At 75.7% G+C, this 20,545-nt stretch carries 24 protein-coding genes; 11 read left to right on the top strand and 13 right to left on the bottom strand.

The features are described 5' to 3' along the window. Positions 1-107: 107 nt before the first annotated feature. The 3 genes from ABD345_RS35215 to ABD345_RS35205 all read left to right on the top strand — a co-directional run bounded on the left by ABD345_RS35215 (position 108) and on the right by ABD345_RS35205 (position 2,373). Positions 108-1,133, top strand: a complete 1,026-nt coding sequence (locus tag ABD345_RS35215; protein ID WP_344558287.1) for a FecCD family ABC transporter permease — start codon at positions 108-110, stop codon at positions 1,131-1,133. A 92-nt stretch (positions 1,134-1,225) separates the two neighbouring features. Continuing rightward, positions 1,226-2,038 (top strand): ABC transporter ATP-binding protein, encoded by an 813-nt coding sequence (locus ABD345_RS35210; protein ID WP_344558285.1) that lies wholly within the window; start codon positions 1,226-1,228, stop codon positions 2,036-2,038. A gap of 101 nt (positions 2,039-2,139) precedes the next feature. Continuing rightward, complete coding sequence (locus ABD345_RS35205) at positions 2,140-2,373, top strand: hypothetical protein (RefSeq protein ID WP_344558283.1); 234 nt, start codon at positions 2,140-2,142, stop codon at positions 2,371-2,373. Positions 2,374-2,384: 11 nt separating this feature from the next. On the opposite strand, the gene ABD345_RS35200 is transcribed toward ABD345_RS35205, so the two are convergent. Further along, positions 2,385-4,811 carry a lysylphosphatidylglycerol synthase transmembrane domain-containing protein gene (locus ABD345_RS35200; RefSeq protein ID WP_344558281.1) on the bottom strand — a complete coding sequence of 809 codons (2,427 nt, stop codon included), beginning with the start codon at positions 4,809-4,811 and terminating at the stop codon, positions 2,385-2,387. 223 nt (positions 4,812-5,034) lie between these two features. On the opposite strand from ABD345_RS35200, the gene ABD345_RS35195 reads away from it, so the two are divergent. Next, a complete protein-coding gene (locus ABD345_RS35195; RefSeq protein ID WP_344558279.1) occupies positions 5,035-5,313 on the top strand; it encodes a hypothetical protein in 279 nt (92 codons plus the stop codon). Between the two features lie 62 nt (positions 5,314-5,375). Continuing rightward, positions 5,376-5,870 carry an NUDIX domain-containing protein gene (locus tag ABD345_RS35190; protein WP_344558277.1) on the top strand — a complete coding sequence of 165 codons (495 nt, stop codon included), beginning with the start codon at positions 5,376-5,378 and terminating at the stop codon, positions 5,868-5,870. 40 nt (positions 5,871-5,910) lie between these two features. Here ABD345_RS35190 and ABD345_RS35185 read toward each other — a convergent pair whose 3' ends face one another. The 3 genes from ABD345_RS35185 to ABD345_RS35175 form a co-directional block, all read right to left on the bottom strand. Then, a complete protein-coding gene (locus tag ABD345_RS35185) occupies positions 5,911-6,606 on the bottom strand; it encodes a class I SAM-dependent DNA methyltransferase (RefSeq protein ID WP_344558275.1) in 696 nt (231 codons plus the stop codon). Positions 6,607-6,647: 41 nt separating this feature from the next. Further along, positions 6,648-7,364 (bottom strand): tyrosine-protein phosphatase, encoded by a 717-nt coding sequence (locus tag ABD345_RS35180; RefSeq protein ID WP_344558273.1) that lies wholly within the window; start codon positions 7,362-7,364, stop codon positions 6,648-6,650. 68 nt (positions 7,365-7,432) lie between these two features. After that, complete coding sequence (locus tag ABD345_RS35175) at positions 7,433-8,131, bottom strand: hypothetical protein (RefSeq protein WP_344558272.1); 699 nt, start codon at positions 8,129-8,131, stop codon at positions 7,433-7,435. 296 nt (positions 8,132-8,427) lie between these two features. Between ABD345_RS35175 and ABD345_RS35170 the strand changes: the two genes are divergently transcribed. From ABD345_RS35170 to ABD345_RS35155, 4 genes are all read left to right on the top strand, one after another. Then, the gene (locus tag ABD345_RS35170) at positions 8,428-9,153 is read left to right on the top strand and encodes an RNA polymerase sigma factor (RefSeq protein ID WP_344558313.1); all 726 of its coding nucleotides are present in this window, start codon (positions 8,428-8,430) and stop codon (positions 9,151-9,153) included. After that, positions 9,150-10,016 carry a hypothetical protein gene (locus tag ABD345_RS35165; protein WP_344558271.1) on the top strand — a complete coding sequence of 289 codons (867 nt, stop codon included), beginning with the start codon at positions 9,150-9,152 and terminating at the stop codon, positions 10,014-10,016. The genes ABD345_RS35170 and ABD345_RS35165 overlap by 4 nt, the downstream gene beginning before the upstream one ends. Before the next feature lie 319 nt (positions 10,017-10,335). Continuing rightward, entirely contained in the window at positions 10,336-10,476 is a 141-nt protein-coding gene (locus tag ABD345_RS35160; protein WP_344558270.1) for a hypothetical protein, read from the top strand. Between the two features lie 63 nt (positions 10,477-10,539). After that, positions 10,540-12,105: a protein kinase domain-containing protein gene (locus ABD345_RS35155; RefSeq protein ID WP_344558269.1), complete on the top strand. Its 1,566-nt coding sequence runs from the start codon at positions 10,540-10,542 to the stop codon at positions 12,103-12,105. Here the strand turns inward: ABD345_RS35155 and ABD345_RS35150 are convergent. From ABD345_RS35150 to ABD345_RS35125, 6 genes are all read right to left on the bottom strand, one after another. Next, complete coding sequence (locus tag ABD345_RS35150) at positions 12,102-12,617, bottom strand: potassium channel family protein (protein WP_344558268.1); 516 nt, start codon at positions 12,615-12,617, stop codon at positions 12,102-12,104. The genes ABD345_RS35155 and ABD345_RS35150 overlap by 4 nt on opposite strands. Further along, positions 12,614-13,945, bottom strand: a complete 1,332-nt coding sequence (locus ABD345_RS35145; protein WP_344558267.1) for a hypothetical protein — start codon at positions 13,943-13,945, stop codon at positions 12,614-12,616. The genes ABD345_RS35150 and ABD345_RS35145 overlap by 4 nt, the downstream gene beginning before the upstream one ends. A 164-nt stretch (positions 13,946-14,109) precedes the next feature. After that, a complete protein-coding gene (gene tatA / locus ABD345_RS35140) occupies positions 14,110-14,382 on the bottom strand; it encodes a Sec-independent protein translocase subunit TatA (RefSeq protein ID WP_344558266.1) in 273 nt (90 codons plus the stop codon). A gap of 191 nt (positions 14,383-14,573) precedes the next feature. After that, on the bottom strand, positions 14,574-14,897 hold the full coding sequence (locus ABD345_RS35135) for a DUF202 domain-containing protein (RefSeq protein WP_344558264.1): 324 nt from the start codon (positions 14,895-14,897) through the stop codon (positions 14,574-14,576). Further along, complete coding sequence (locus ABD345_RS35130; protein ID WP_344558262.1) at positions 14,894-15,250, bottom strand: YidH family protein; 357 nt, start codon at positions 15,248-15,250, stop codon at positions 14,894-14,896. Before ABD345_RS35130 ends, ABD345_RS35135 begins: the two co-directional genes overlap by 4 nt. 114 nt (positions 15,251-15,364) lie before the next feature. After that, positions 15,365-16,909, bottom strand: coding sequence for an MFS transporter (locus ABD345_RS35125; RefSeq protein ID WP_344558261.1), 1,545 nt, complete (start codon positions 16,907-16,909; stop codon positions 15,365-15,367). A gap of 110 nt (positions 16,910-17,019) precedes the next feature. On the opposite strand from ABD345_RS35125, the gene ABD345_RS35120 reads away from it, so the two are divergent. Beyond that, the gene (locus ABD345_RS35120) at positions 17,020-17,607 is read left to right on the top strand and encodes a TetR/AcrR family transcriptional regulator (protein WP_344558260.1); all 588 of its coding nucleotides are present in this window, start codon (positions 17,020-17,022) and stop codon (positions 17,605-17,607) included. A 120-nt stretch (positions 17,608-17,727) separates the two neighbouring features. Here ABD345_RS35120 and ABD345_RS35115 read toward each other — a convergent pair whose 3' ends face one another. Next, a complete protein-coding gene (locus ABD345_RS35115; RefSeq protein WP_344558259.1) occupies positions 17,728-18,063 on the bottom strand; it encodes a cupin domain-containing protein in 336 nt (111 codons plus the stop codon). Positions 18,064-18,389: 326 nt separating this feature from the next. Here ABD345_RS35115 and ABD345_RS35110 point away from each other — a divergent pair, with 326 nt between their 5' ends. Continuing rightward, positions 18,390-18,650: a hypothetical protein gene (locus tag ABD345_RS35110; protein WP_344558258.1), complete on the top strand. Its 261-nt coding sequence runs from the start codon at positions 18,390-18,392 to the stop codon at positions 18,648-18,650. Between the two features lie 128 nt (positions 18,651-18,778). Here the strand turns inward: ABD345_RS35110 and ABD345_RS35105 are convergent, their stop codons facing one another. Next, positions 18,779-19,936, bottom strand: coding sequence for an acyl-CoA dehydrogenase family protein (locus ABD345_RS35105; protein ID WP_344558257.1), 1,158 nt, complete (start codon positions 19,934-19,936; stop codon positions 18,779-18,781). A gap of 182 nt (positions 19,937-20,118) precedes the next feature. Further along, a complete protein-coding gene (locus ABD345_RS35100; protein ID WP_344558256.1) occupies positions 20,119-20,436 on the bottom strand; it encodes a hypothetical protein in 318 nt (105 codons plus the stop codon). Positions 20,437-20,545: the final 109 nt, after the last annotated feature.

The raw sequence follows: 20,545 nt of genomic DNA, 5'->3' as shown, positions 1-20,545 counted from the left end.
ACCGGACGGGCCGCGGCCGACGCGCGGGCGACGGTGCCGGGAGCGCGGGCGGTTCCGGCGCCCGCGGCGGGAGCACGGGCCGCGGCCGGTGCCGGGGAGGTGCGGGCGTGAGGACGTTGCGGGTGGCCCGGTTCTCGGTGCGCTACCGGCCGCGCGGGCTGGCGGTGTGCGCGGGCGCGCTGCTGGTGGCGGCGGTGGTCGCGGTGTTCGCGCTCGGCCGCGGGGACTACCCGATCGCACCGGGGGAGGTGGTCCGGGTGCTGCTCGGCGGGGGCGGCCCGGCCGAGGATTTCGTGGTCAACCAGCTGCGGCTGCCCCGGGTCGTCACCGCGCTGCTGGTCGGCGCGGCGCTGGCGCTCGCCGGGGCGCTGTTCCAGACCCTGGTGCGCAACCCGCTGGGCAGCCCGGACATCCTCGGCTTCACCCAGGGCGCGGCCACCGGCGCGCTGCTGGTCGTGGTCGCGGGCGGCTCCAGCGCCGCGCTGGCGGGCGGCGCGGTCGCGGGCGGCCTGGCCACCGGCGTGCTGATCTACGCGCTGGCCTGGCGCGGCGGCGTGCAGGGCGCCCGGCTGGTGCTGGTCGGCATAGGGACGGCGGCGATCCTCACCGGCGTCAACGGCTACCTGCTGACCCGCACCCAGCTGATGGACGCCGCCCGCGCGGTGCTCTGGCTCACCGGCAGCCTGGACGGCCGCGGCTGGGAGCAGGCCCGCCCGCTGCTGGTCGCGCTGGCCGTGCTCGTCCCGCTGGTGCTGATCGGCTGCGGGCCCGCGCTGCGCGCCCTGGAGCTCGGCGACGACGCGGCGAGCGGGCTGGGCGTGCGCCCCGAGCGGCTGCGGATGGTGCTGCTGGGCGCCGCCGTGCTGCTCGCCTCGCTGGCCGCGGCGGCCGCCGGACCGGTCAACTTCCTGGCCCTGACCGCCCCGCAGCTGGCCCGCCGGACCACCCGCTCGCCGGGCCCGAACCTGGCCGCGTCCATGTGCACCGGCGCCGCGCTGCTGGTCACCGCCGACTTCGCCGCGCAACACCTGCTCGGCGAGCGCCAGTTGCCGGTCGGCGTGGTCACCGGCGTGCTCGGCGGCGGTTACCTGGTCTGGCTGCTGGCCACCCAGCGCCGGGCCGGCCGCCTGTGAACGGCCCCGACCCGGCGGCGTCCGTGGAGAAGCAGCCCCCGCCCGTGAAGAACCAGCCCCCGTCCGTCCCGTCGTCCCGAACGGAGCCCCCGATGGCCCAGCCCGAGCCGCGCCTGGCCGGCCGCGACCTGACCCTCGCCTACGACAAGCGCACCATCGCCGAGGGCCTGACCGTCGACGTCCCCGACCACTCCTTCACCGTGGTGGTCGGCCCGAACGCCTGCGGCAAGTCCACCCTGCTGCGCGCGCTGTCGCGCACCCTCAAGCCGGTCGCCGGGCAGGTGCTGCTGGACGGGCGGTCGATCGCCACGCTGCCCGCCAAGCAGGTCGCCCGCACCCTGGGCCTGCTCCCGCAGTCGTCGATCGCCCCCGACGGGATCACCGTCGCCGAGCTGGTCTCCCGCGGCCGCTACCCGCACCAGGGCGTGCTGCGCCAGTGGTCGGCCGAGGACGAGCGGGTGGTCGCCGAGGCGATGGCCGACACCGGCGTCGCCGAACTCGCCGACCGGCCGGTGGACGAGCTCTCCGGCGGCCAGCGCCAGCGGGTCTGGATCGCGATGGCGCTGGCCCAGCAGACCCCGCTGCTGCTGCTCGACGAGCCCACCACCTACCTGGACATCGCGCACCAGATCGAGGTCCTCGACCTGTGCGCCCGCCTGCACCAGGAGCAGGGCCGCACCCTGGTCGCCGTGCTGCACGACCTCAACCAGGCCGCCCGCTACGCCACCCACCTGGTCGCGCTGCGCGACGGGAAGCTGGTCGCGGCCGGGCCGCCCGGCGAGGTGGTCACCGCCGAACTGGTCGAGGAGGTCTTCCGGCTGCCCTGCCGGGTCATCCCCGACCCGGAGACCGGCACCCCGCTGGTCGTCCCCGCCGCCAACCGCCGCGCCCCCGCCACCACCTGAGCCCGCGCCCGCGCCCCCGCCACGGCCCGGCCCGGGCCCGGACGGGAGACCCGCCGCCGGAAAGGCTCGGGTTCCCGCCGGTTCGGTCGGATACTGGCGGTATGCGTGCCAATGCGGAGAACCCCGAGAATCCCGAGTACCCCGAGGACGACGACGAGCAGTCCCCGGCCGTGCTGGAGGCCGCCGACCAGGAACGGGCGGCGGTCGAGCCTGAGGTGGACGACCTGGAGGTGTTGCGGCAGCAGCGCGAGCGCGGCGCGGAGCCCGCGGACGAGGGCGACGCGGTGGAGCAGGTCCGCGAGGTCGCGCTGGAGGACGAGGACTACCGGGACTAGCCGGGCGGGCCTCAGATCTGCTCGCGGCGCTTGAGCCAGGCGAAGGCGGCCCAGCCCGGCAGCACCGGCAGCACGAAGGTCAGCAGCCGGAACAGCATCACGGAGGCCCGCGCGTCGTCCTGGCCGATGCCGCCGGTCAGTTCGAGCAGTCGGGGCATCAACAGCTCCACGCCGCCCGCGCCGCCGGGCGTCGGCACCACGTTGCCCGCCGCGTTGCCGGCCAGGAAGGTCATCGCGACGGCGTTGAAGCCCGGGTGCTGGCCGGCCGCGCGGGTGCAGCAGTACAGGCACATCACGAAGCACATCGACACCAGCAGCTGCCCGGCCACGCCGGTGGCGAGCCGGCCGGGCCGCTGGGCCAGGTCGAGCAGCCGGGGCAGCACCTCGGCGCGCAGCGGCCGCAGCAGGGTCTGGGCGCGCCGCCGCAGCGAGGGCACCGCGGCGACCGACACCGCGACGACGGCGGTGACCGCGCCGGCCAGCCAGACCACCCAGCCGCTGGTCAGCGGGGAGGACGACTCGCCGCCGGCCTCGGCGGCGTCCACCCCGACCAGGGCGCTGAACACGGCGAGCTGCAGCATGTGCAGCAGCAGGCCGAACAGCTGGCTGACGCCGATGCTGGACATCGCCTGCGCGGTGGGGATGTTCGCGCACTGCAGGTAGCGGGTGTTCAGGGCGAGGCCGCCGACGCCGCCGGGGGCGACCACCTTGACGAAGGAGCCGGCCACCTGGGTGGCCAGGGTGGAGCGGAACGACAGCTTCTCGGGGACGAAGCCGCTGAACGCGAAGGTCGCCACCGGGTAGCTGACCGCGGCCCAGAGGACCGCGCCGGCCAGCCACAGCGGGTCGGCCCCGGCGATCACGTCCACCGGGTTGGGGAACTGCAGCAGCCCGTACCCGACCACGACGCAGGCCACGACGGCGAGCAGGGTGCGCGGGCGCAGCCGCTCCAGCCGGACGGGCACGGCGGTGGCGGTGGACTGCGGCGTCTGCCGCTGCACCTCGGCGCGCAGGACGGCGGCCAGCTCCTTGTGCCGGGCGAGCGCGGACCGGGTGCGGCGGGCCAGCGCGATCGGCTGCAGCAGCGGCAGCGCGGCGCTGACCGGCCCGGGCCCGAGCACCTCGACCGCGGCCCGCACCGCCCGCCGGGGTCCGGCGTACAGGGCGAGGACGGCGAGCAGCCCGGCGACGTCCAGGCGTAGCAGCAGTTCGCTCGCGGCGATCTCGCCGTTGGCCAGGCCGACCAGGTGGACCCTGCCCTCGGCGTCCAGCAGCACGGTGTTCGGGGAGAGCGCGCGGTGCGCGATCCGGCGGCGCTGCAGCAGGGCCAACTGCTGCCAGGCGTCGCGCAGTTCGGCGTCGGTGGGACCGGTCTCGGCGTCGGCGTCGGCGTCGGTCTCGGCTTCGGTGCCGGTGTCGGCGGTGCGGGTGTCGGCGGTGCCGCTGCCGTCCGGTCCGGGCCGTTCGTCGAAGAGTTCGGCGAACGGCCGGGCGTCGATCCGCCGGTAGGCCACCAGGGCGGCGTCCGGGCCGAGTTCGACCGCCGCGAGCGGGGTGCGGGTGCGGGCCCCGGCGGCGGACGCGGCGTGGCCGAGCAGGGTCTGGTGCTCCAGCCCGTCGCGCAGCGGGCGCAGGCCGAACGGGCGGGGCGCGGTGCGCAGCCGCAGCGCCAGCCACAGGTGGCCGAGCAGCCCGCTGGCCTGCGCGTACCGGTCGAGCAGGTGGACGTCCAGGTCGGGGCGGTCGCCGTGCTGGGTGACCAGGTAGCGGCCGCTGCCGAGCATCAGCACCACGTCCGGGCGGACGCCGGTGCCGGCCAGCGCGGCGGCGATCTGGCCCTCGGAGGGTTCGCCGACCGGCTCGCCGACGGCGTACCGGGTGGCGTGCGCGGCGGTCCAGCCGAGCAGCAGCGCCAGCAGCAGCGACAGCGGGGTGGCGTACCCGGTGACCAGCCCCGACAGCCCGGTCAGGCCCAGCGTGGCGGCCAGCGCGGTGCGCCAGCGGCGGCGCCCGGCGGTGCCGAGGGCGGTCATGAAGGCCAGCACCGGCGCGAGGTGCCCGTACACCGGGTCGGTGCGGCCGAGGCCGGAGGGCAGCGGGTGGGTGAGCGCGGTGAGGTCGCCCACCAGCAGGTCCAGGCCGAGCGAGAGGCCGTAGGCGAGGACGGCGGCGAGCACGCCGTCGGCGACCCGGCGGCCCTCCCCGCGCAGCACCCGGTCGACGGCGAAGCCGAGCGGCACGGTGAGCAGCGCGGCGCCGCACAGCGCGGCGGTGAGCTTGGCGGGCGGCCAGGGCAGCAGTTCGACGCCGCGGGCCACGTCGCTGTCCAGGCCGAGCGCGGAGGAGCGGGCGTAGTAGGCCAGCAGCAGCACCAGGGCGGTCCAGCACGCCCCGGCGGCGAGTCGGATCAGCTCGGCGGGGTGGCGGACCCGGTCCACCCGCCCGGTCCGGGTCCGGCGCGGGGGCGGAGGCGGGAGCGGGGGCGGGGTCGTGCGGGACCCCTGGGATTCGTCGGCTTGTATCACCGTGGCCACGCGGCATGGTCCCACACCGGTACGTCCTTGATCGGTCCGTTCCGGCAAGGGGGCCGGGTGTCCTGGTGTATATCGCCTGATAGCGGGCATATCGACCTGATGTAGGTCCGAGGAAGGGAGCCCACTGATGACCGAGCGATCGACCGACAGGACGGCCGTGCTCCGCCGGAGCGGCGAGGAGCTGCTGGCGGAGCGCGGCATGGCGGCCGAACCGGTGGCCCTCGCCCCGCAGATGCACGGCGCGGCCGCCCCCGAGACCCGGAGCGGCCCCCACTACGTGGACGCGGTGTACAGCCACGGCGGCCGCCGGATGCCCGAGACCGCCGGCCCGTCCGGGGGGCCCGCCGCCCACCCCGACCTGCCGGGCCACCGGCACCGCGGAGCGGAGCGGCACTCCGCGCACTGACACCCGCCCGGCGGGGGTGGGAGAGTGGGGCCGCAAGCTCCCGCCCCCGCCGAAGGAGTGCCATGGCCGACGCCCCCGAGTTCGCCTCCCGCGAGGAGTGGCTCGCCTCCCTGCACCGCGTGTACGCCGCCGCGGGCTGCCTGATCACCGATCCCGACGGCCGCGTCCTGATCGTCAAGGCCGGCTACCGCGACGCCTGGCAGTTCGTCGGCGGCACCGTCGACCTCGGCGAGAACCCCCGGCAGTGCGCGACCCGCGAACTCCACGAGGAGACCGGCCTGCGCCGCGAGGCCGGCGAACTGCTGGCCGTCGCCTGGACCAACCCCAGCGGCGAACTCGACCACCCCGCCTGCCACTTCCTCTTCGACCTGGGCGTCTTCCCCGCCGACACCCCGATCACCCTCCCGCCGGGCGAACTCGACGCCCACCGCTGGGCCCCCGTCCCCGAAGCCCTCGCCCTCCTCGGCCCGGCCCGCGCCCTCCGCCTCGAAGCCGGCCTCGCCGCGCGGGCAGACGGCCGCGCCCGACTGGTGACGGCGCCCAGCTCCGGCTTCTGAACCGGGTGCCGAGCAGACAAGGGGCGCGGTGCCGCTGTCGTCACGGCCTGCGCCAGACGTACGCCGCCGAGACCGGGTGGCCGCGGTGGCGTTCCCACTTGGGCTTGAGCGCGGTCCAGCGGTCGCCGACGACCTCCTCGCGCATCTCGGCGAGCTGCCAGCCGGCCGCGAGGCCCGCGGTGAGGTGGTCGCTGACCAGGTGGACGTGGGTGGTGATGGCGACGGGGCCGTCGGGGCCGTCGTAGTGGGTGGGCATGCCGGCGGCCATGATGAAGGCGGGGTGCAGGCCGACCAGGACGAACAGGCCGCCGGGGCGGACCAGCCGGTGGGCCTCGCGGTAGAGCGGGCCGAGGTCGGCGAGGTGTTCGTCGACGAGGGAGCAGGCGGCCAGGTCGTACGCGCCGTCGGGGAGTCCGGTCGAGGCGAGGTCGCCCTCCAGCAGCAGGCGGTGGGCGCCGCGGGCCCGGGCGCGGGCGAGCATCTCGGGGGTGAGGTCGATGCCGTCGACCGCGGCGACGCCGCGTCCGAGCAGCCAGGCGCCGGTGCGGCCGGTGCCGCAGCCGAGGTCGACGGCGAGGTCGGCGGCGGCCCACCGCGGGACGGTGAGCCGGGCCAGCACGTCGACGTCCATCGCGTCCTGGACGGTGTCCTCGTAGCTGTCGACCCACCCGGCGTAGCCGGTGCGGACGTCGACGGTGGGGTAGCCGCGGGTGTCGAACAGGGAGAAGTTCGTCATGCCGGACAGTCTGGTCCGCGGCCCGGCGGCCCGGCGAGCGGTTATCCGAGCAGCCGGGCCCGGACGGCGGCGACGTCCCCGGCGGGCAGCCACCGTTCGGCGTCGAACTCGGCCAGGACCTCGTGCAGGGCCTGCTCCGGGGTGGTGCCGGCGTCGGCGAGGACGCGGGCGATGCCGGCCTCCTCCTCGGTGCGGGCCAGGATGGTCCACAGCGGGCGCAGGTTGGCGGCGGAGAGCAGGTAGTCCTCGGTGATCGCGGTGGGGGTGGCCCCGGCCAGGGCGAGCAGGACGAGGGCGGCCAGGCCGGTGCGGTCGCGGCCGGCGCCGCAGTGCACCACGACGGCGCCGGGGCGGGCCCGGGCGACGGCGGCGACCAGTTCGGCGACGGCGGACCGGCAGTGGTCGAGGTAGGGGCGGAAGGACAGCGGGGTACCGTCCAGGGCGCCGAAGCGGGACCACCAGTCCGGTCCGGCCAGCGCGTCGAGCGGGACGCGGACCAGGTCGATGCCGTCGGGGGCGGGCAGCAGCGGCCGGTACTCGACGGCGTCGCGCAGGTCGATGACGGTGCGCACGCCGTACGCGATCAGGGAGTTCTGGCCCTCGGCGGTGAGCCGGTCGAGGTTGTCGGCGCGGACGACCGCGCCGGTGCGGGTGCGCCGGCCGTCGAGGGTGGGCAGCAGGCCGAGGTCGCGGACGTTCAGGCAGCCGTCCCAGTCGAGCCGGCGTTCCTCGTGCAGTACCGCCGTGGTCCCCGTCATGTCAGCCCCCGCTGTGTGCGCCCCGTGCCGTCCGGTCGGCGCGGGTGCGCACCGACACTGAGAGGGACTCAGTCCGCTTCGGGATGGTTCCCGTCGGGGGCCTCGCGGAACTCCCAGAGCGCCCGGCCGAGCGTGTCGAGCACCCGGACGGTGTGGAACCGGGCGTCCCGGGCGGACAGGAAGCCGCGGGCGGCGCCCGCCAGGACGGCGTGCGCGGCCGGGTCGTGCCGGCTCCAGGCGCCGTGCAACTCCAGCGCTGCGCCGGTGAGTTCGGCGCGCTGGATGCGGGCGACGGCGGCCGCGGCGAGGGCGCCGTTGACGCCGTCCAGTTCGGTCTGGCCGAGGTAGGGCTCGCGGTCCCCGGCCCGCAGCCGGCGGCGCAGTTCGGGCAGCGCGTAGCCGCGGACGGCGGCCACCGAGTCCTCGACGGCGATCAGCCAGCGCGGCCCGGGCACCACCTCCCACCAGACCTCGCCGCCGACCGGCAGCAGTTCGCCGATCGGGGAGTGCCAGCGCTCCAGCCCGGTGGGGGAGTTGGCGTCGGGGCGGATCCGCCGCCGGTCCCAGGCGGACTTGTCGGTGACGGAGAGGTTGACGGTGTACCGGACCCGCCCGTCGCCGGGCACGGCCCGCACGCCGAGCACCGCCCAGCGGTCGCGGTCGGGCAGCGAGAAGGAGTGCCGCCAGCCCCGGAAGCCGAGCGCGCGCAGGGCGGGCGCGAAGTGGTCGCGGATTCCGGTGGTGTAGAGCTCCTCGGCGGTGCGCATGCCGGTTCCGGCCTCCTCGGCTCCAGGGTGACGTGGGCGAAATGCCCCTTATGTGCACGGTATGGCGGAGGAGCGGGGGCGAACCGCGGGCGAAGGACAGCAGCCGACGGGACGAAGGTCGGGCCGCCGCGGGCCCTGCGTCCCCTCCGGGCGGAGCGGGGCGGCGTCCGCCCGGGGCGAGCTGACGTCCCGTCGGTCCGCACCGGGCCCGCACCGGTCCGACACGGCCCGCCCACCGCACCGTCACCGGCCGGGCGGCGCCCCGGAGGTGGGAGCGTTCCCCCGGATGGCGCATGATGTGGCGGGTGCACAGAGCTGAACACCACGGGGCGGACGACGGGGCCCGGCTCGGGCGAAGGCCGCCTGACGCGACACTTGCCACGGCCGTCCGCGCCGCCCAGGGCGGCGACGAGGAGGCGTTCCGGGTCCTGTTCCGGGCCGTCCAGCCGGGGCTGCTGCGCTACCTGCGGGTGCTGGTCGGCGGGCGGGCCGAGGACGCCGAGGACATCGCCTCCGAGGCGTGGCTGCAGATCGCCCGCGACCTGCCGGGCTTCCGCGGCGACGCGGACGGGTTCCGCGGCTGGGCCGCGACGGTCGCCCGCAACCGGGCGATGGACCACCTGCGCCGGGTGCGCCGCCGCCCGGTCGCCGACCTGCCGGTGGAGTACCTGGCCGAACTGGCCGCCGCCGAGGACACCGAGGGCCAGGTGATGACCACCTTCGCCACCTCCGAGGCGCTCGCGATGATCGCCGCGCTGCCGCCCGACCAGGCCGAGGCGGTGCTGCTGCGGGTGGTGCTCGGACTGGACGCGGAGAGCGCCGCGAAGGTGCTCGGCAAGCGCTCCGGCAGCGTCCGGATGGCCGCCCACCGGGGGCTCAAACGCCTGGCCAAGCTGCTGGAGCAGGGCGGGGGAGCGGCCGCCGGGGCACCCCGCCGGGGGGCCCGGAGGACGGCCGGGGAAAAAGTTTCCGCGCAGGGTGTGACACCGGCGCAGGTGCCGACGCTGAAGGACACGAGATGAGCACCAACCGATCCCGCCGGATCGATCGCGCCACCGCCGAGCGGCTGCTCGGCGGTGTCACGGTCGACCCGGAGGCCGGTCAGGACCCCTCCGCCGGGCAGCTGTCCGCGCCAGGACGGCCGGAGCTCGCCGCCCTGCTCGCCGCCGCTGCGACGAGCGAGGCGGCCGGCGACGGCCCGCTGCCCGGCGAAGAGGGGGCCCTGGCCGCGTTCCGGCAGGCTCGTCGCCAGCCGGCCCCCAGGCAGCACCGGAGACGAAAGATGGCGGACACCGCGCTCGCGCGTGCCCTCAGCGCGAAGGCACTGGCCGTCGCGCTGGGCGTCACCGCCGTGGGCGGCGTCGCGGTCGCGGCCTCCACCGGCCGGCTGCCGGAGGTGCTGGGCGGTCCCGCCCCGGCCCCGCCGGCCACCAGTGCCGCACCCGCCCCGTCCACCGGGGCGCCCCACAGCCCGTCCGCGACCCCCGGCGCCGACCGCACCGCCCGGCCGACCGCGTCGGCGGGCCGCTCCGGCACCCCGACCCGGACGCCCGGGCCGAGTTCCGCCGCCCCGACCGACCTGCCGGACCTGTCGGCGCTCTGCGCGGGCTTCGCCGGACGGGTCAAGGGCGGCAGCAAGCCCAAGGAGGCGGCCGTCGACCCGGCGCTCGCCGAACTGCTGAAGGCGGCGGGCGGACCGGAGAAGGTGACCGGTTTCTGCGCGCTGCTCGAAGCGCACGGTTGGGACCAGCCGGGCGGCGACGGCCGGGGGAGGGCCACCGCCGTCCCGGGCCAGCAGTCCGCCCCGCCGTCCCCCTCGCCCTTCCCGAGCAGGTGGGGGCGCGAGGCCGATCGGCCGTCCGGCGGGGGGAACAGCCAGGACTGACACCGAACTCCGGTCGGACGACGGGCTCCCCCGGGCCCCGTCCGACCGGCACCGCCTCCGGGCGGCCGGCGGGCCCCTGTACCCGTCGTCCGCCCGGACCGACTCCGGACGGACGACGGGCTCCCCCGGGCCCCCGTCCGTCCGGGACAGCTCCGACCGGCACCGGACTCCCCCGGGTCCACCGCCGGTCGGGGACCGCTCCGGACGGACGGCCGGACTCCCCCGGGTCCACCGTCCGTCCGGAGCCCAGCCCGGCCGTACCGTCCGAACACCCTGGAGTCACGGTGACCGAACGACCGCACCGCCAGGCGAGCCCGCGATGACCTTCCCCCGCACCTCGCCCGCCGCCGAACGCGCCGCCCGCCGCGCGCTGGAGGACGCCCCGCAGCGCACCCTGCGCGCACTGCTGGCCGCCGCCCTCGCCGCCCTGACCGCCGCCCTGCTGGTCCAGCGCCCCTGAGACCCGTCCGGGCGGGCCCGCTATGGTTCACGGGTGCCCGACCGAGGTTGAAGGGAGCATCCGATGATCGGACGCGCGCTGAACGGGCGTTACGAGCTCGGTGAGATCCTCGGCGTCGGCGGCATGGCCACCGTCTACCGCGGCCTGGACCACCAGTTGGGCCGCCCGGTGGCGGTCAAGGTGCTCAACGGCGGCCTGGCCGACGACCCGAGGTTCGCCGAGCGGTTCGCCCGCGAGGCCCGGTCGGCCGCGCTGCTGGCGCACCCGCGGGTGGTCACGGTGTTCGACTCGGGCGTCGACCAGGGCTCCCCGTACCTGGTGATGGAGCTGGTGCACGGCGCGACCCTGGGCCGGGTGATCGCCGAGCAGGGCGTCCTGCCGGTCGAGCGCGCCGTCGGCACCGCCGCCGCCGTGCTGGACGCGCTGGCCGCCGCGCACGACCGGGGCCTGGTGCACCGGGACATCAAGCCGGGCAACGTGATGATCACCCAGGACGGCGGGGTCAAGGTCGTCGACTTCGGCATCGCCCGGGCCGGCTCCTCCTCCGGCCAGCAGCTCACCCAGACCGCCTCGGTGCTGGGCACCGCCGCCTACCTCTCCCCGGAGCAGGCCACCGCGGGCCAGGTCGACGGCCGCGCCGACCTGTACGCGGTCGGCTGCGTGCTGTACGAGATGCTGGCCGGCACGCCGCCGTTCACCGCCGACACCCCCGTCGCGGTGACCTTCAAGCACGTCACCGAGTACCCGGTGCCGGTCTCCGCGCACCGCCCCGACGTGCCGCCCGCGCTGGACGCCGCGATCCTGCGGCTGCTCGCCAAGAACCCGGCCGAGCGCCCCGCCGACGCCCGGTCCGCGGCCGCCGAACTGCTCGCCGCCGTCCCGGCCGCCCCCGCCGACCGCACCGCCCAACTGCTCGGCGCGGCCACCCAGGTGCTGCCGCCGGTCCCCGCCGCCGCCTTCCCGCCCGCGCCGCCCACCGCCTTCCCGCCCGCGCCCCCGCAGCCGTGGACCGAGCCGCAGCGCACCTCGGTGCTGCCGCCGGTGCAGGCCCCGCTGCTGCCCCGGGCCCGCTACGAGGACGAGGAGCCCGCACCCCGCCGCGGCCGCAACCCGCTGGTGTACGGCGGCATCGGCGCGGCCGTGATCGCCTGCGTGGCCGGCATCGCCGCGTTCTCGCTCGGCGGCGGCGGTTCCGCCCCGGAGGCCGCGCGCACCCCCGCCGCGACGGCCGCCGCCACCCCCGCTCCCACTCCCACGCCCTCCCCGTCCCCCTCCGCCACCGCCACCGCCACCGCGAAGCCCAGCGCCTCGCCCAAGCCCTCCGCCACCCCCAAGGCCGGCCCCGTGGTCGCCCAGCTCGCCCAACTGCGCGCCGAGGTGGCCCAGGCCGACTTCAAACGGGACCGGGACAAGCAGGACGACCTGACCGGCCTGCTGGACCGGGCCACCCAGGACGTCAACGACAAGCAGCCCGCCGACGCCGAGGACTCCCTCAAGGACGCCCAGAAACTGGTCCGCGACCTCCAGCGCCGCAAGGCCGTGGACACCCCGGTCCTGATCGGCTGGCAGACCCGGATCACCGCCCTGACCGCGGCGGTGCACGCCCAGGCCGCCCAGCAGGACGACTAACCGTCGCCCTGGTCGCGGTGGTGGGCCCGCTGCACCGCGCGGGTCTTCACCTGCCGGGTCAGCGCGGTCACGCCGGTGGTCAGGAAGACCACGGTGTACAGGAGTTGGAGCATCACCACGATCCGGGCGGTCTGCCCGGAGGGGTGGATGTCGCCGTACCCGACGGTCGCCATGGTGATGACGGTGAAGTACAGCCCGTCGACCTTGGTGGTCAGCCCCTCCAGTTCGCCGGGTTGCCGGGCCATCCCCAGGTAGGAGGTGGCGAACACCACCAGCGCGCCGCACAGCAGGAACAGGATCCGCGGCGCCGGGTGCCGGGAGCGGCCCAGCACCTGCAGCCGCACCTCGCGCAGCAGCCCGAGGCCGAGCAGGACCAGCAGGCTCCCGGCCACCAGCCAGCTGAGCAGCGGGTGGTGCGGCCCGAACCAGTCCAGCGGCACCGTGAAGTAGGCCGTCAGCAGCAGCACCGGCCCGGCCAGCAGGACGAGGTACGTCCGGACCAGTTCCCTCACGCCGGTGCGGCCTTCCCACCGGACGGGGGGCCGGCCGGCGGGCCGGCGGAGGGCTCGGCGGGCTCGTCGGCGGGCGTGTCGAGGAACTCCAGCACGGCCAGCACGGCCAGCAGCACCACCGCCGTCCAGAGCACCACCGCCCCGGTCGGGTAGCTCCAGGTCAGCAGCAGCACGGCGGCGACGGCGACCGCGCCCCAGCCCAGCCACGCCTTCCAGCGGTGCACGAAGCGGCCGACCGGGCCGAGCCGCATGCCGATGCCCTCGGCGGCCCGCCGGACCGCTCCCAGGCCCTCCCGCCACAGGTGCCGCACCCAGCCGGCCCGGCGGCCCGCGCCGGTCAGCCAGGCGGCCAGCGCGACCACCACGCCCAGCGCCAGCACCATCCGGATCGCGGCCCGCAGGTAGCGCACCAGGGTGTCGTAGACCGCCATCGCGGCGGCCTGGTCGACGTCGGCGGGCAGCTTGTCCAGGTAGAGCGCCCGGAACACGCTCAGCCCGATGCCCAGCAGCCCCGCCCCGGCGGCCATCCCGAGCGCCGCCCAGACGGCGGCCCGGCGGTGGCGCACCGCCAGCGCGACGCCGCCGACCGCGCAGAGCAGGGCCAGCACCGGCACCCAGAACCCGGCCAGGTCGAGCAGCCGCAGCCCGGTCTGCGCCTTCCGCACCGCGTCCGACTGCACCAGCGTGTAGTCGGTGTGCACCTCCGGGATCTTCGAGGCCAGCCCCAGCCCGTTGGCCACCAGCCGGTCCTTGACCGCCGCGACCACCGGCCCCAGGTCGAGGCTGACGGTGTCGCCCTTGACCTGCACCGCCCCGCCGCCCTGCCCGGTCAGCACCTTGTCGAAGGCGGCGTGCGCGTTGCGCAGCACGCCGGTCCAGACCGTGGCGAAGGCGTCGGACTGGACGAAGCGCAGCACCTGGTCGTGGACGAAGCCGGTCAGCCCGCTGGTCAGCGCGGGGCCGAGCTTGCCCAGCGCGGCGTCCAGCAGCGGCCGGTCGGCGGGGGCCGCGTCGTTCAGCAGGTCGGTGATCGGCAGCTGCTGCATCACCGCGGTGGTCACCCGGTCGGTGAGCGCGTTCTGCACCGAGGGGTCGGCGGCCAGCGGCGCCATCGTGGAGACGAACCGGTCGGTGTCGGTGACCTGCGACTTGCTCCAGGCGGCGACCACCCCGAGCGGGGTCAGCACCGCGGCCAGCACGATCAGCAGCACCGCGAAGAAGGACCGCACCCGGTGGTGCTCCCGCCGGGGCGCCCCCTGCTTCTCCAGGAGGCCGATCCGCTCGCGCAGCTCCGCGAGTTCCCGCTCCTCCGACGGATCCGCCGCCATCCGGTGCCTCCCTCATGATCCGCCGTCAGGTGGATACCAGGAGATACCAGAACAAAACGGTCAGCCACTCGGGCCCGGCGACACGCCGGAGCCCCCGGTCCGTCAGGGCGACGGGCCGGGGGCTCCGGTACGGCGGGCGCGGTCGGCCGGGGGCCGACGCGGTGTCAGGCCGTGGTCGGCTTGGTGGCCTCGGCGACCTTGGTGACGACGATCGGCTCGACCGCGGGGCGCACCGGCTCGGCCTGCGAGGCGGCGGTGGCGTTCGCGGTCTCGGCGGGGGCGTCGTCCTCGCGCAGGGCCTTGGTCTCGGCCTTCAGGATGCGCATCGACTTGCCGAGGCCGCGGGCCATCTCGGGCAGCTTCTTCGAGCCGAAGAGCAGGACGAGCACCACCACCATGACGGCGATGTGCCAGGGCTCAAGACCGTTACGGAACATCCCTGACCACCGGTCCTTTCGTGGAAGTTCTCGCTGTGACAAAGGGCGTCGAGCGGAATGCCCGACTCGGCCAGTATGCACGGCCCGGTCGGCGAACGTATACACCCGTCGGCAAACAGCCGCCGAAAAACAGGTGATCCGAGTCATGTGGTCTGGACCACCTTGGCGGGCCGCAGCGGGCCCGGCGCACCTCATCCACCCGTGTTCACCAGCACCGACCAGGCGGACCCGGCGGCCGCCAGCACCACCGCGGCGGTCAGCCCCCGCATCCACCACCGGCTCGCCGAGACGTGCGGACCGTGTTCCACCGCACTGCGCCGCCGCACCCCGTGCAGGTACAGGCCGACCGCCGCCAGTGCCAACACCCCGCCCAGCGCGGCCAGTCCGGGCAGCCCCCGGACGTACCCGGTGCGCAGCACCAGCAGCGCGTCGGCGGCCAGCACCAGCGCGGTGCGGCTCCAGGCCAGCAGGGTCCGCTCCGGTTGCAGGCCCGGGTCCCGGGGGGCGGCGGTCACCGCGACCAGCCGACGATCAGCACCGAGAACACCGCCGCGGCGACCGCCACGCACACCGTCAGCACCAGCATGATCCGGGTGGCCGGCAGCGGGCCGCCCGCCCGCATCGCCCGCTCCACCCGCACCCACCGGTGGTAGGCGGCCCACCCCAGCCCCGCCCCGCCGGCCGCCAGCAGCACCGAGAGCGTCACCCGCACCGGCACCGGCGCCAGGTCCGGCGTCAGCTGGTCCAGCCCCACCGCCCCGGCGAGCAGCGCCAGCGCGGTCCTGATCCAGGCCAGGAAGGTCCGCTCGTTGGCCAGCGTGAACCGGTAGTCCAGCTCCGCCGGCTCGTCGTCGTCCCGCTCCGCCATACGGCGACCCTAGGCCGGGACCGGGGCGGGTGCAGCGCGAAGGGACCGGGCCGGGGCGAACTGCCGCCCCGGCCCGGTCCCTTCGACGTCCGACCTCCGCACCGCCGCCGCGGGTCAGGCGGCGAGCTCCTGCGCCGCCGGCTCGGCCTCCGCCCCGCCGACGGCCGGCAGGTGGCGCATCAGCAGGTGGGCGGCGAGCGCGGCGCCGAGCATCACCAGGACGCCGACCACCGCGGCGACGTGCATCCCGTCGGCGAAGGCGTCCCGGGCGGTGGTCAGCAGCCGGTCGGCGGCCTCGCCGGGCAGGTGGGCGGCGGTGGTGACGGCCCCGCCCAGGGTGTCGCGGGCCGCGTCGGGGGCGGTGGTGCCGTCCATCCGGGCCCGGTAGATCGCCGCGCCGGCCGCGCCGAGCAGGGCGATGCCGAGCGAGCTGCCGAGCTCCTGGGCGGTCTCGGAGGTGGCGCCGGCCGCGCCGGCCCGGTCGGCGGGGGCGGCGGAGAGCACCATCTCGCCGGTGATGCTGACGGTGCCGACCGAGCCGGCCGCGATCACGCCGGCCGCGACCAGCGGGAGGGCGAGCGAGGAGCCGGGGTCCACCAGGGCCATCGCGACGAACCCGGCGGCGGCGGCCAGGAACCCGGCGACCAGCAGCACGGCCGGCCGGACCCGGCCGGCCAGGGCGCCGAACCCGCCGACCGCCGCGCCGACGCCGACGCTGGGCAGCAGCGCCCAGAGCGAGGCGGACAGCGGGCTGTAGCCCTTGACCAGTTGCAGGTACTGGGAGGTGAAGAGGGTGAAGCCCATCATCGCGAACATCGCGATGGTGTTGACGGTGATCGCGCCGGTGTAGGTGCGGATCCGGAACAGGGTGACGTCGATCAGCGGGTTCGCGGCCGTCCGCAGCCGGACCACCAGGGCGCCGCCGACCGCGAGCCCGGCGAGCAGCGCCAGGGCGGGGAGCGGGCTCCAGCCGTCCACCGCGAGGGTCTTGACGCCGTAGACGACCGGCAGCACGGCGGCCATCGAGAGCGCGGCGCCGAGCAGGTCGAAGCGGCCCTGCTGCGGGGCGCGGTACTCGGGGAGCAGCACCGGGGCCAGCACCGTCACCAGCAGCATCGCCGGGACGGCGATCAGGAAGGCCGAACCCCACCAGAAGTGGTTCAGCAGCAGGCCGCCGAGCACCGGGCCGAGGGTGGCGCCGGCCATCATCACGCCGCTCCAGGCGCCGATCGCGGACTGCCGCTGCTTGGGGTCGGGGAACATGTTGCGGATCAGGGCCAGCGTGGAGGGCCCGAAGACCGCCCCCGCGACGCCCAGCAGGGCCCGGGCGGCGATGAGCTGCCCCGCCCCGTGCGACCAGGCGGCGACCAGCGAGGCGGCCGCGAAGGCGGCGGTGCCGCCGATCAGCAGCTTGCGGCGGCCGATCCGGTCGCCCAGCGCGCCCATCGGGATCAGCAGGCCGGCCAGCAGGAACGAGTACATGTCCATGATCCACAGCTGCTGGGTGCCGCTGGGGTGCAGGTCGGTGGCGATGAACGGGACGGCGAAGAACAGCACGCCCATGTCCATGGCGAGGACGAGGGTCGGCAGCAGGAGGAGGGCGAGGCCCAGCCAGGCACGTCGGCCGGCGCGGTGGGTGGTGCGGTCGTCGGTGGTCATGACGATGACTGTACGGATGTCTTGCACGCCTGTCTAGTACAAGCGTCTCAATCATTCGTTTCAGACGTACGAGCAAGACAATCGTCTTGGACGGGGCTAGCATCGGGGCCATGGGAAATCGTGAGGACCTGCTGGCCAGCGCCGCCCGCTGCCTGCAAGAGAAGGGCTACGGGCGCACCACCGCCCGCGACATCGCCACCGGCGCCGGCGTCAGCCTGGCCGCGATCGGCTACCACTACGGATCCAAGGACGCCCTGCTGGTCGAGGCACTGGTCGAGGCGATGGCGAAGTGGGGCGAATCGATCGGCGTCGCGCTCTCCGCCGCCACGGCCGTCGACGACCCGAAGGAGCGCTTCGTCCGGGCCTGGAACGCGGTGCGCGACGGCTTCGCCGCGCACCGGGGGCTGTGGACGGTGCAGTTCGAGCTGCTCGCCGGGCTCGACCACCTGCCGGGGCTGTCCGAACGGCTGGCCGCGGCGCAGAAGGAGGGGCGGCTCGGCCTGGCCGCGCTGTTCCAGGGCAGGACCGAGGTGGCGGACACCCCGGAGGAGCTGGCCCGGGGCGTCTTCTACCAGTCGCTGCTGCTCGGGCAGGCCGGCCAGTGGCTGATCGGCCCCGAGCTGGCGCCGAGCGGCGAGCAGTACCTGCTCGGGCTGTCGCTGGTCGCCGACGACGTACTGGGCGCGCCGAAGGACTGAGGCCGCGGACCGGCCGGGGCGGGGGCGGGGGCGGGCCGGGGCCGGGGTGCCCGGGCGTCGGCATCGGGCGTCGGGCGGTCAGGTCTCAGGGGCCGGGCGCCGGGTCCCGGGTCTCGGGTCTCAGGCGGTGACGGCGGTGAGCAGCACCACCGCGTCGGTGTGGGCGAGCAGGCCGTGCCGCTCCTGCGGGACGGAGTGCAGCTCGCCCGGGCCGGCCTCCTGGCGGCGGCCCTCGACGGTCAGTGCGACCCGGCCGCGCAGCACCTGCAGGCTGGCGGCGACCGGGGCGTTGTGCTCGTCCAGCACCGCCCCGGCCCGCAGCGCGATCACGGTCTGCCGCAGCACCCCGTCGTGCAGCAGCAGGTGGGCGCTGCGGCCGTGCGGGCTGGCGGCGGCCTTGGCGGCGTGCTCCTCGGCCAGGGCGTTCAGGTCGATCCGGGCCGGCTGCTCGGTCATCGCGTTCTCCTCCGTCGGACCCCCGCACCACCGGGCCCGCCGACCGGGCCCCGCGGCCGACCCTAGGCGGCGGCCCGCGCGTGTCGCGCGCCGGATCACGCGCAGGGGTGAGGACCGCCCGGCGGGTGGCGGGCGGCGTCGGGTGCCGGTGGCCGTCGCCCGGACGGCTTCTCCCCGGTCGCCGTGGTTCCGCCGCGGCCGCCTCGTCGGCACCCGCCCGGACCCGGCCCCCGCGCCGCTCCTTCGCCCACCCTGCACCCGCCGGGCGGTCCAAGGGGCGGGCCGCTCGGCGTGCGGGGCGGCGGGAGCGGGCCGATGGTGTCCCTATGGCGACCAATCAGAGAATCACCTTCGGCGGTTTCCAGGTGAACCGCGGCATGCTCACCGCCGGCGCGGCCCTCACCGGGCTCGGCGCCGTCGTCGGACTGACCGGCACCGTCCTGGTCTGCGCCGCCCTGGCGAACGCGGGCCGGGGCTGGGTCCGGTCCCTGGAGACCCCGCCGGCCGAGATGGCGCAGCGGACCTTCCAGCAGGCGAAGGCCGCCTCGGCGGCCGGACTGGAGGCGTGGCGCACCAGCGTCAACTGAACCGGGGGCGCGGGAACGGAACGGAGGCGGCCACCCGGTCGGGTGCCCGCCTCCGTCGTGTCCGGATGTCGTGTCCGGACGCCGGGTCCGGAGGTCGCGTCCGGACGCCGGGTCCGTCCGCCGGTCCGTTACAGGCCGAGCGACTTGGCGATGATCGTCCGCATGACCTCGCTGGTGCCGCCGTAGATCCGGAACACCCGGTTGTCGGTGTAGAGGCGGGCGATCGGGTACTCCAGGATGTAGCCGTAGCCGCCGTGCAGCTGCAGGCACTTGTCGATCACCTCGGAAGCCGACTCGGTGCAGAACAGCTTGGCCGCGGCGGCGTCCGCCACCGTCAGCCCGCCGTGCTGGTAGAGCTCCAGCGCCTGGTCGACCATCGCCTGCTGGGCGAGCACCTGGGCCTGGCAGTCGGCCAGCGAGAACTTGGTGTTCTGGAACTCGGCGACGGCCTTGCCGAACACCTTGCGCTCCTTGACGTACCGCACCGCGAACTGCACGGCGGCGGCCGCCGAGGCGTAGGCGCCGACGGCGATCGCCAGGCGCTCCTGCACCAGGTTGTGGGTCAGGTAGGAGAACGCCCGGCCCTCCTCGCCGAGCAGGTTCTCCACCGGCACCCGGACGTCGGAGAAGGACAGCTCCGCGGTGTCCGAGGTGCGCAGGCCGATCTTCTGCAGCTTGCGGCCGACCGCGTAGCCCTCGGACTTCGTGTCCACGCACAGGATGGACAGGCCCGCGCGGCGGTCCGCCGGGTCGTGCGGGGCGGTGCGGCAGACCACCAGGACCAGGTCGGCGAGGACGCCGCCGGTGATGAAGGTCTTGGCGCCGTTCAGGACGTAGTGGCTGCCGTCCGCGGAGAGCTTCGCCGTGGTGGTGATGCCCGCCAGGTCGGAGCCCGCGCCCGGCTCGGTCATCGCGATCGCGGTCATGATCTCGCCGGAGACGAAGCCGGGCAGCCAGCGCTGCTTCTGCTCCTCGCTGGCGTACTCCATCAGGTACGGCAGCACCAGGCCGGTGTGCACGCCCGAGGCGCCGAAGGTGACGCCCGCGCGGGCGGTCTCCTCGTAGATCACCGCCTGGTACTTGAAGCCGGTCTCGCCCGCGCCGCCGTACTCCTCGGGGACCTCGATGCCGAAGACGCCCAGGTCGCCGAGCTTGCGGTAGAAGTCGCGCGGCGGGTGGCCGGCCTCCTCCCAGCTCTCGTAGACCGGGACGACCTCGCGGGCGATGAAGTCCCGGATGGTCTCCCGGAACGCCTCGTGGTCCTCGTTGTAGACGGTGCGGCGCACGGGGCGCTCCCTTCGGCGGCTGCTGGTCGCGCAGTCAAGTTAATCGCCAGTAGCTTCCGTGTCCAGGGCAGCGGACGTGCTGGTGGGAGGGGTGTGCGGCGGAGGTGCGGGCGGGTGGGAAGGGGTGGACCGGGGCGCGGGGAGTCCCCGCGCCCCGGTCGGTGCGCCCGTGCGGTGACGGCCTAGTACAGGACGAACGGGTAGTAGACGGTGTGCGCCAGGTTCGCGTTGGACTGGAGGGCGCCGACGCCGCCGGAGTTGCCGGTGACGCCGAGGGTGTTGTTCTGGTTGCTCGCGCCGGAGCCGGTCGCGGTCTGCTGGCTCGCGTTGGCGTTGCCGTGCACGGAGCCGACGATGTTGCCGGAGCCGATGTTGCTGACCACGCTGCTGTTGGAGGAGTGGTCGGCGCCGGCGCCGTTGTCGGCGGCGGCGGTGCCGGCGCCGGCGAGGAGGAAGGCCCCGAGGGCGGTGACGACGGCGACTGCGCGAATACGGGACACGGTGGTCTCCCTGCTAAGAAGCTATCTCATTTGGGCTTGTAAGCTGCTCGCGTGACGATCGTGGAGCGCTTGGTGCCGGACGAGCTGTGGGAGCTGTTCCAGTTGGTGG

This window comes from Kitasatospora saccharophila (genome assembly GCF_039529925.1).
Lineage (GTDB): Bacteria > Actinomycetota > Actinomycetes > Streptomycetales > Streptomycetaceae > Kitasatospora > Kitasatospora saccharophila.
This window is presented reverse-complemented; position numbering and strand designations above follow the sequence as displayed.

Excerpts from the sequence above, each read along its gene's own strand:
- ABD345_RS35210 (WP_344558285.1), top strand. The coding sequence starts at position 1,226 with ATGGCCCAGCCCGAGCCGCGCCTGGCCGGCCGCGACCTGACCCTCGCC.
- ABD345_RS35205 (WP_344558283.1), top strand. The coding sequence starts at position 2,140 with ATGCGTGCCAATGCGGAGAACCCCGAGAATCCCGAGTACCCCGAGGAC.
- ABD345_RS35195 (WP_344558279.1), top strand. The coding sequence starts at position 5,035 with ATGACCGAGCGATCGACCGACAGGACGGCCGTGCTCCGCCGGAGCGGC.
- ABD345_RS35190 (WP_344558277.1), top strand. The coding sequence starts at position 5,376 with ATGGCCGACGCCCCCGAGTTCGCCTCCCGCGAGGAGTGGCTCGCCTCC.
- ABD345_RS35185 (WP_344558275.1), bottom strand. The coding sequence starts at position 6,606 with ATGACGAACTTCTCCCTGTTCGACACCCGCGGCTACCCCACCGTCGAC.
- ABD345_RS35180 (WP_344558273.1), bottom strand. The coding sequence starts at position 7,364 with ATGACGGGGACCACGGCGGTACTGCACGAGGAACGCCGGCTCGACTGG.
- ABD345_RS35175 (WP_344558272.1), bottom strand. The coding sequence starts at position 8,131 with ATGCGCACCGCCGAGGAGCTCTACACCACCGGAATCCGCGACCACTTC.
- ABD345_RS35170 (WP_344558313.1), top strand. The coding sequence starts at position 8,428 with ATGTGGCGGGTGCACAGAGCTGAACACCACGGGGCGGACGACGGGGCC.
- ABD345_RS35165 (WP_344558271.1), top strand. The coding sequence starts at position 9,150 with ATGAGCACCAACCGATCCCGCCGGATCGATCGCGCCACCGCCGAGCGG.
- ABD345_RS35160 (WP_344558270.1), top strand. The coding sequence starts at position 10,336 with ATGACCTTCCCCCGCACCTCGCCCGCCGCCGAACGCGCCGCCCGCCGC.
- ABD345_RS35155 (WP_344558269.1), top strand. The coding sequence starts at position 10,540 with ATGATCGGACGCGCGCTGAACGGGCGTTACGAGCTCGGTGAGATCCTC.
- ABD345_RS35145 (WP_344558267.1), bottom strand. The coding sequence starts at position 13,945 with ATGGCGGCGGATCCGTCGGAGGAGCGGGAACTCGCGGAGCTGCGCGAG.
- tatA (WP_344558266.1), bottom strand. The coding sequence starts at position 14,382 with ATGTTCCGTAACGGTCTTGAGCCCTGGCACATCGCCGTCATGGTGGTG.
- ABD345_RS35130 (WP_344558262.1), bottom strand. The coding sequence starts at position 15,250 with ATGGCGGAGCGGGACGACGACGAGCCGGCGGAGCTGGACTACCGGTTC.
- ABD345_RS35125 (WP_344558261.1), bottom strand. The coding sequence starts at position 16,909 with ATGACCACCGACGACCGCACCACCCACCGCGCCGGCCGACGTGCCTGG.
- ABD345_RS35120 (WP_344558260.1), top strand. The coding sequence starts at position 17,020 with ATGGGAAATCGTGAGGACCTGCTGGCCAGCGCCGCCCGCTGCCTGCAA.
- ABD345_RS35115 (WP_344558259.1), bottom strand. The coding sequence starts at position 18,063 with ATGACCGAGCAGCCGGCCCGGATCGACCTGAACGCCCTGGCCGAGGAG.
- ABD345_RS35110 (WP_344558258.1), top strand. The coding sequence starts at position 18,390 with ATGGCGACCAATCAGAGAATCACCTTCGGCGGTTTCCAGGTGAACCGC.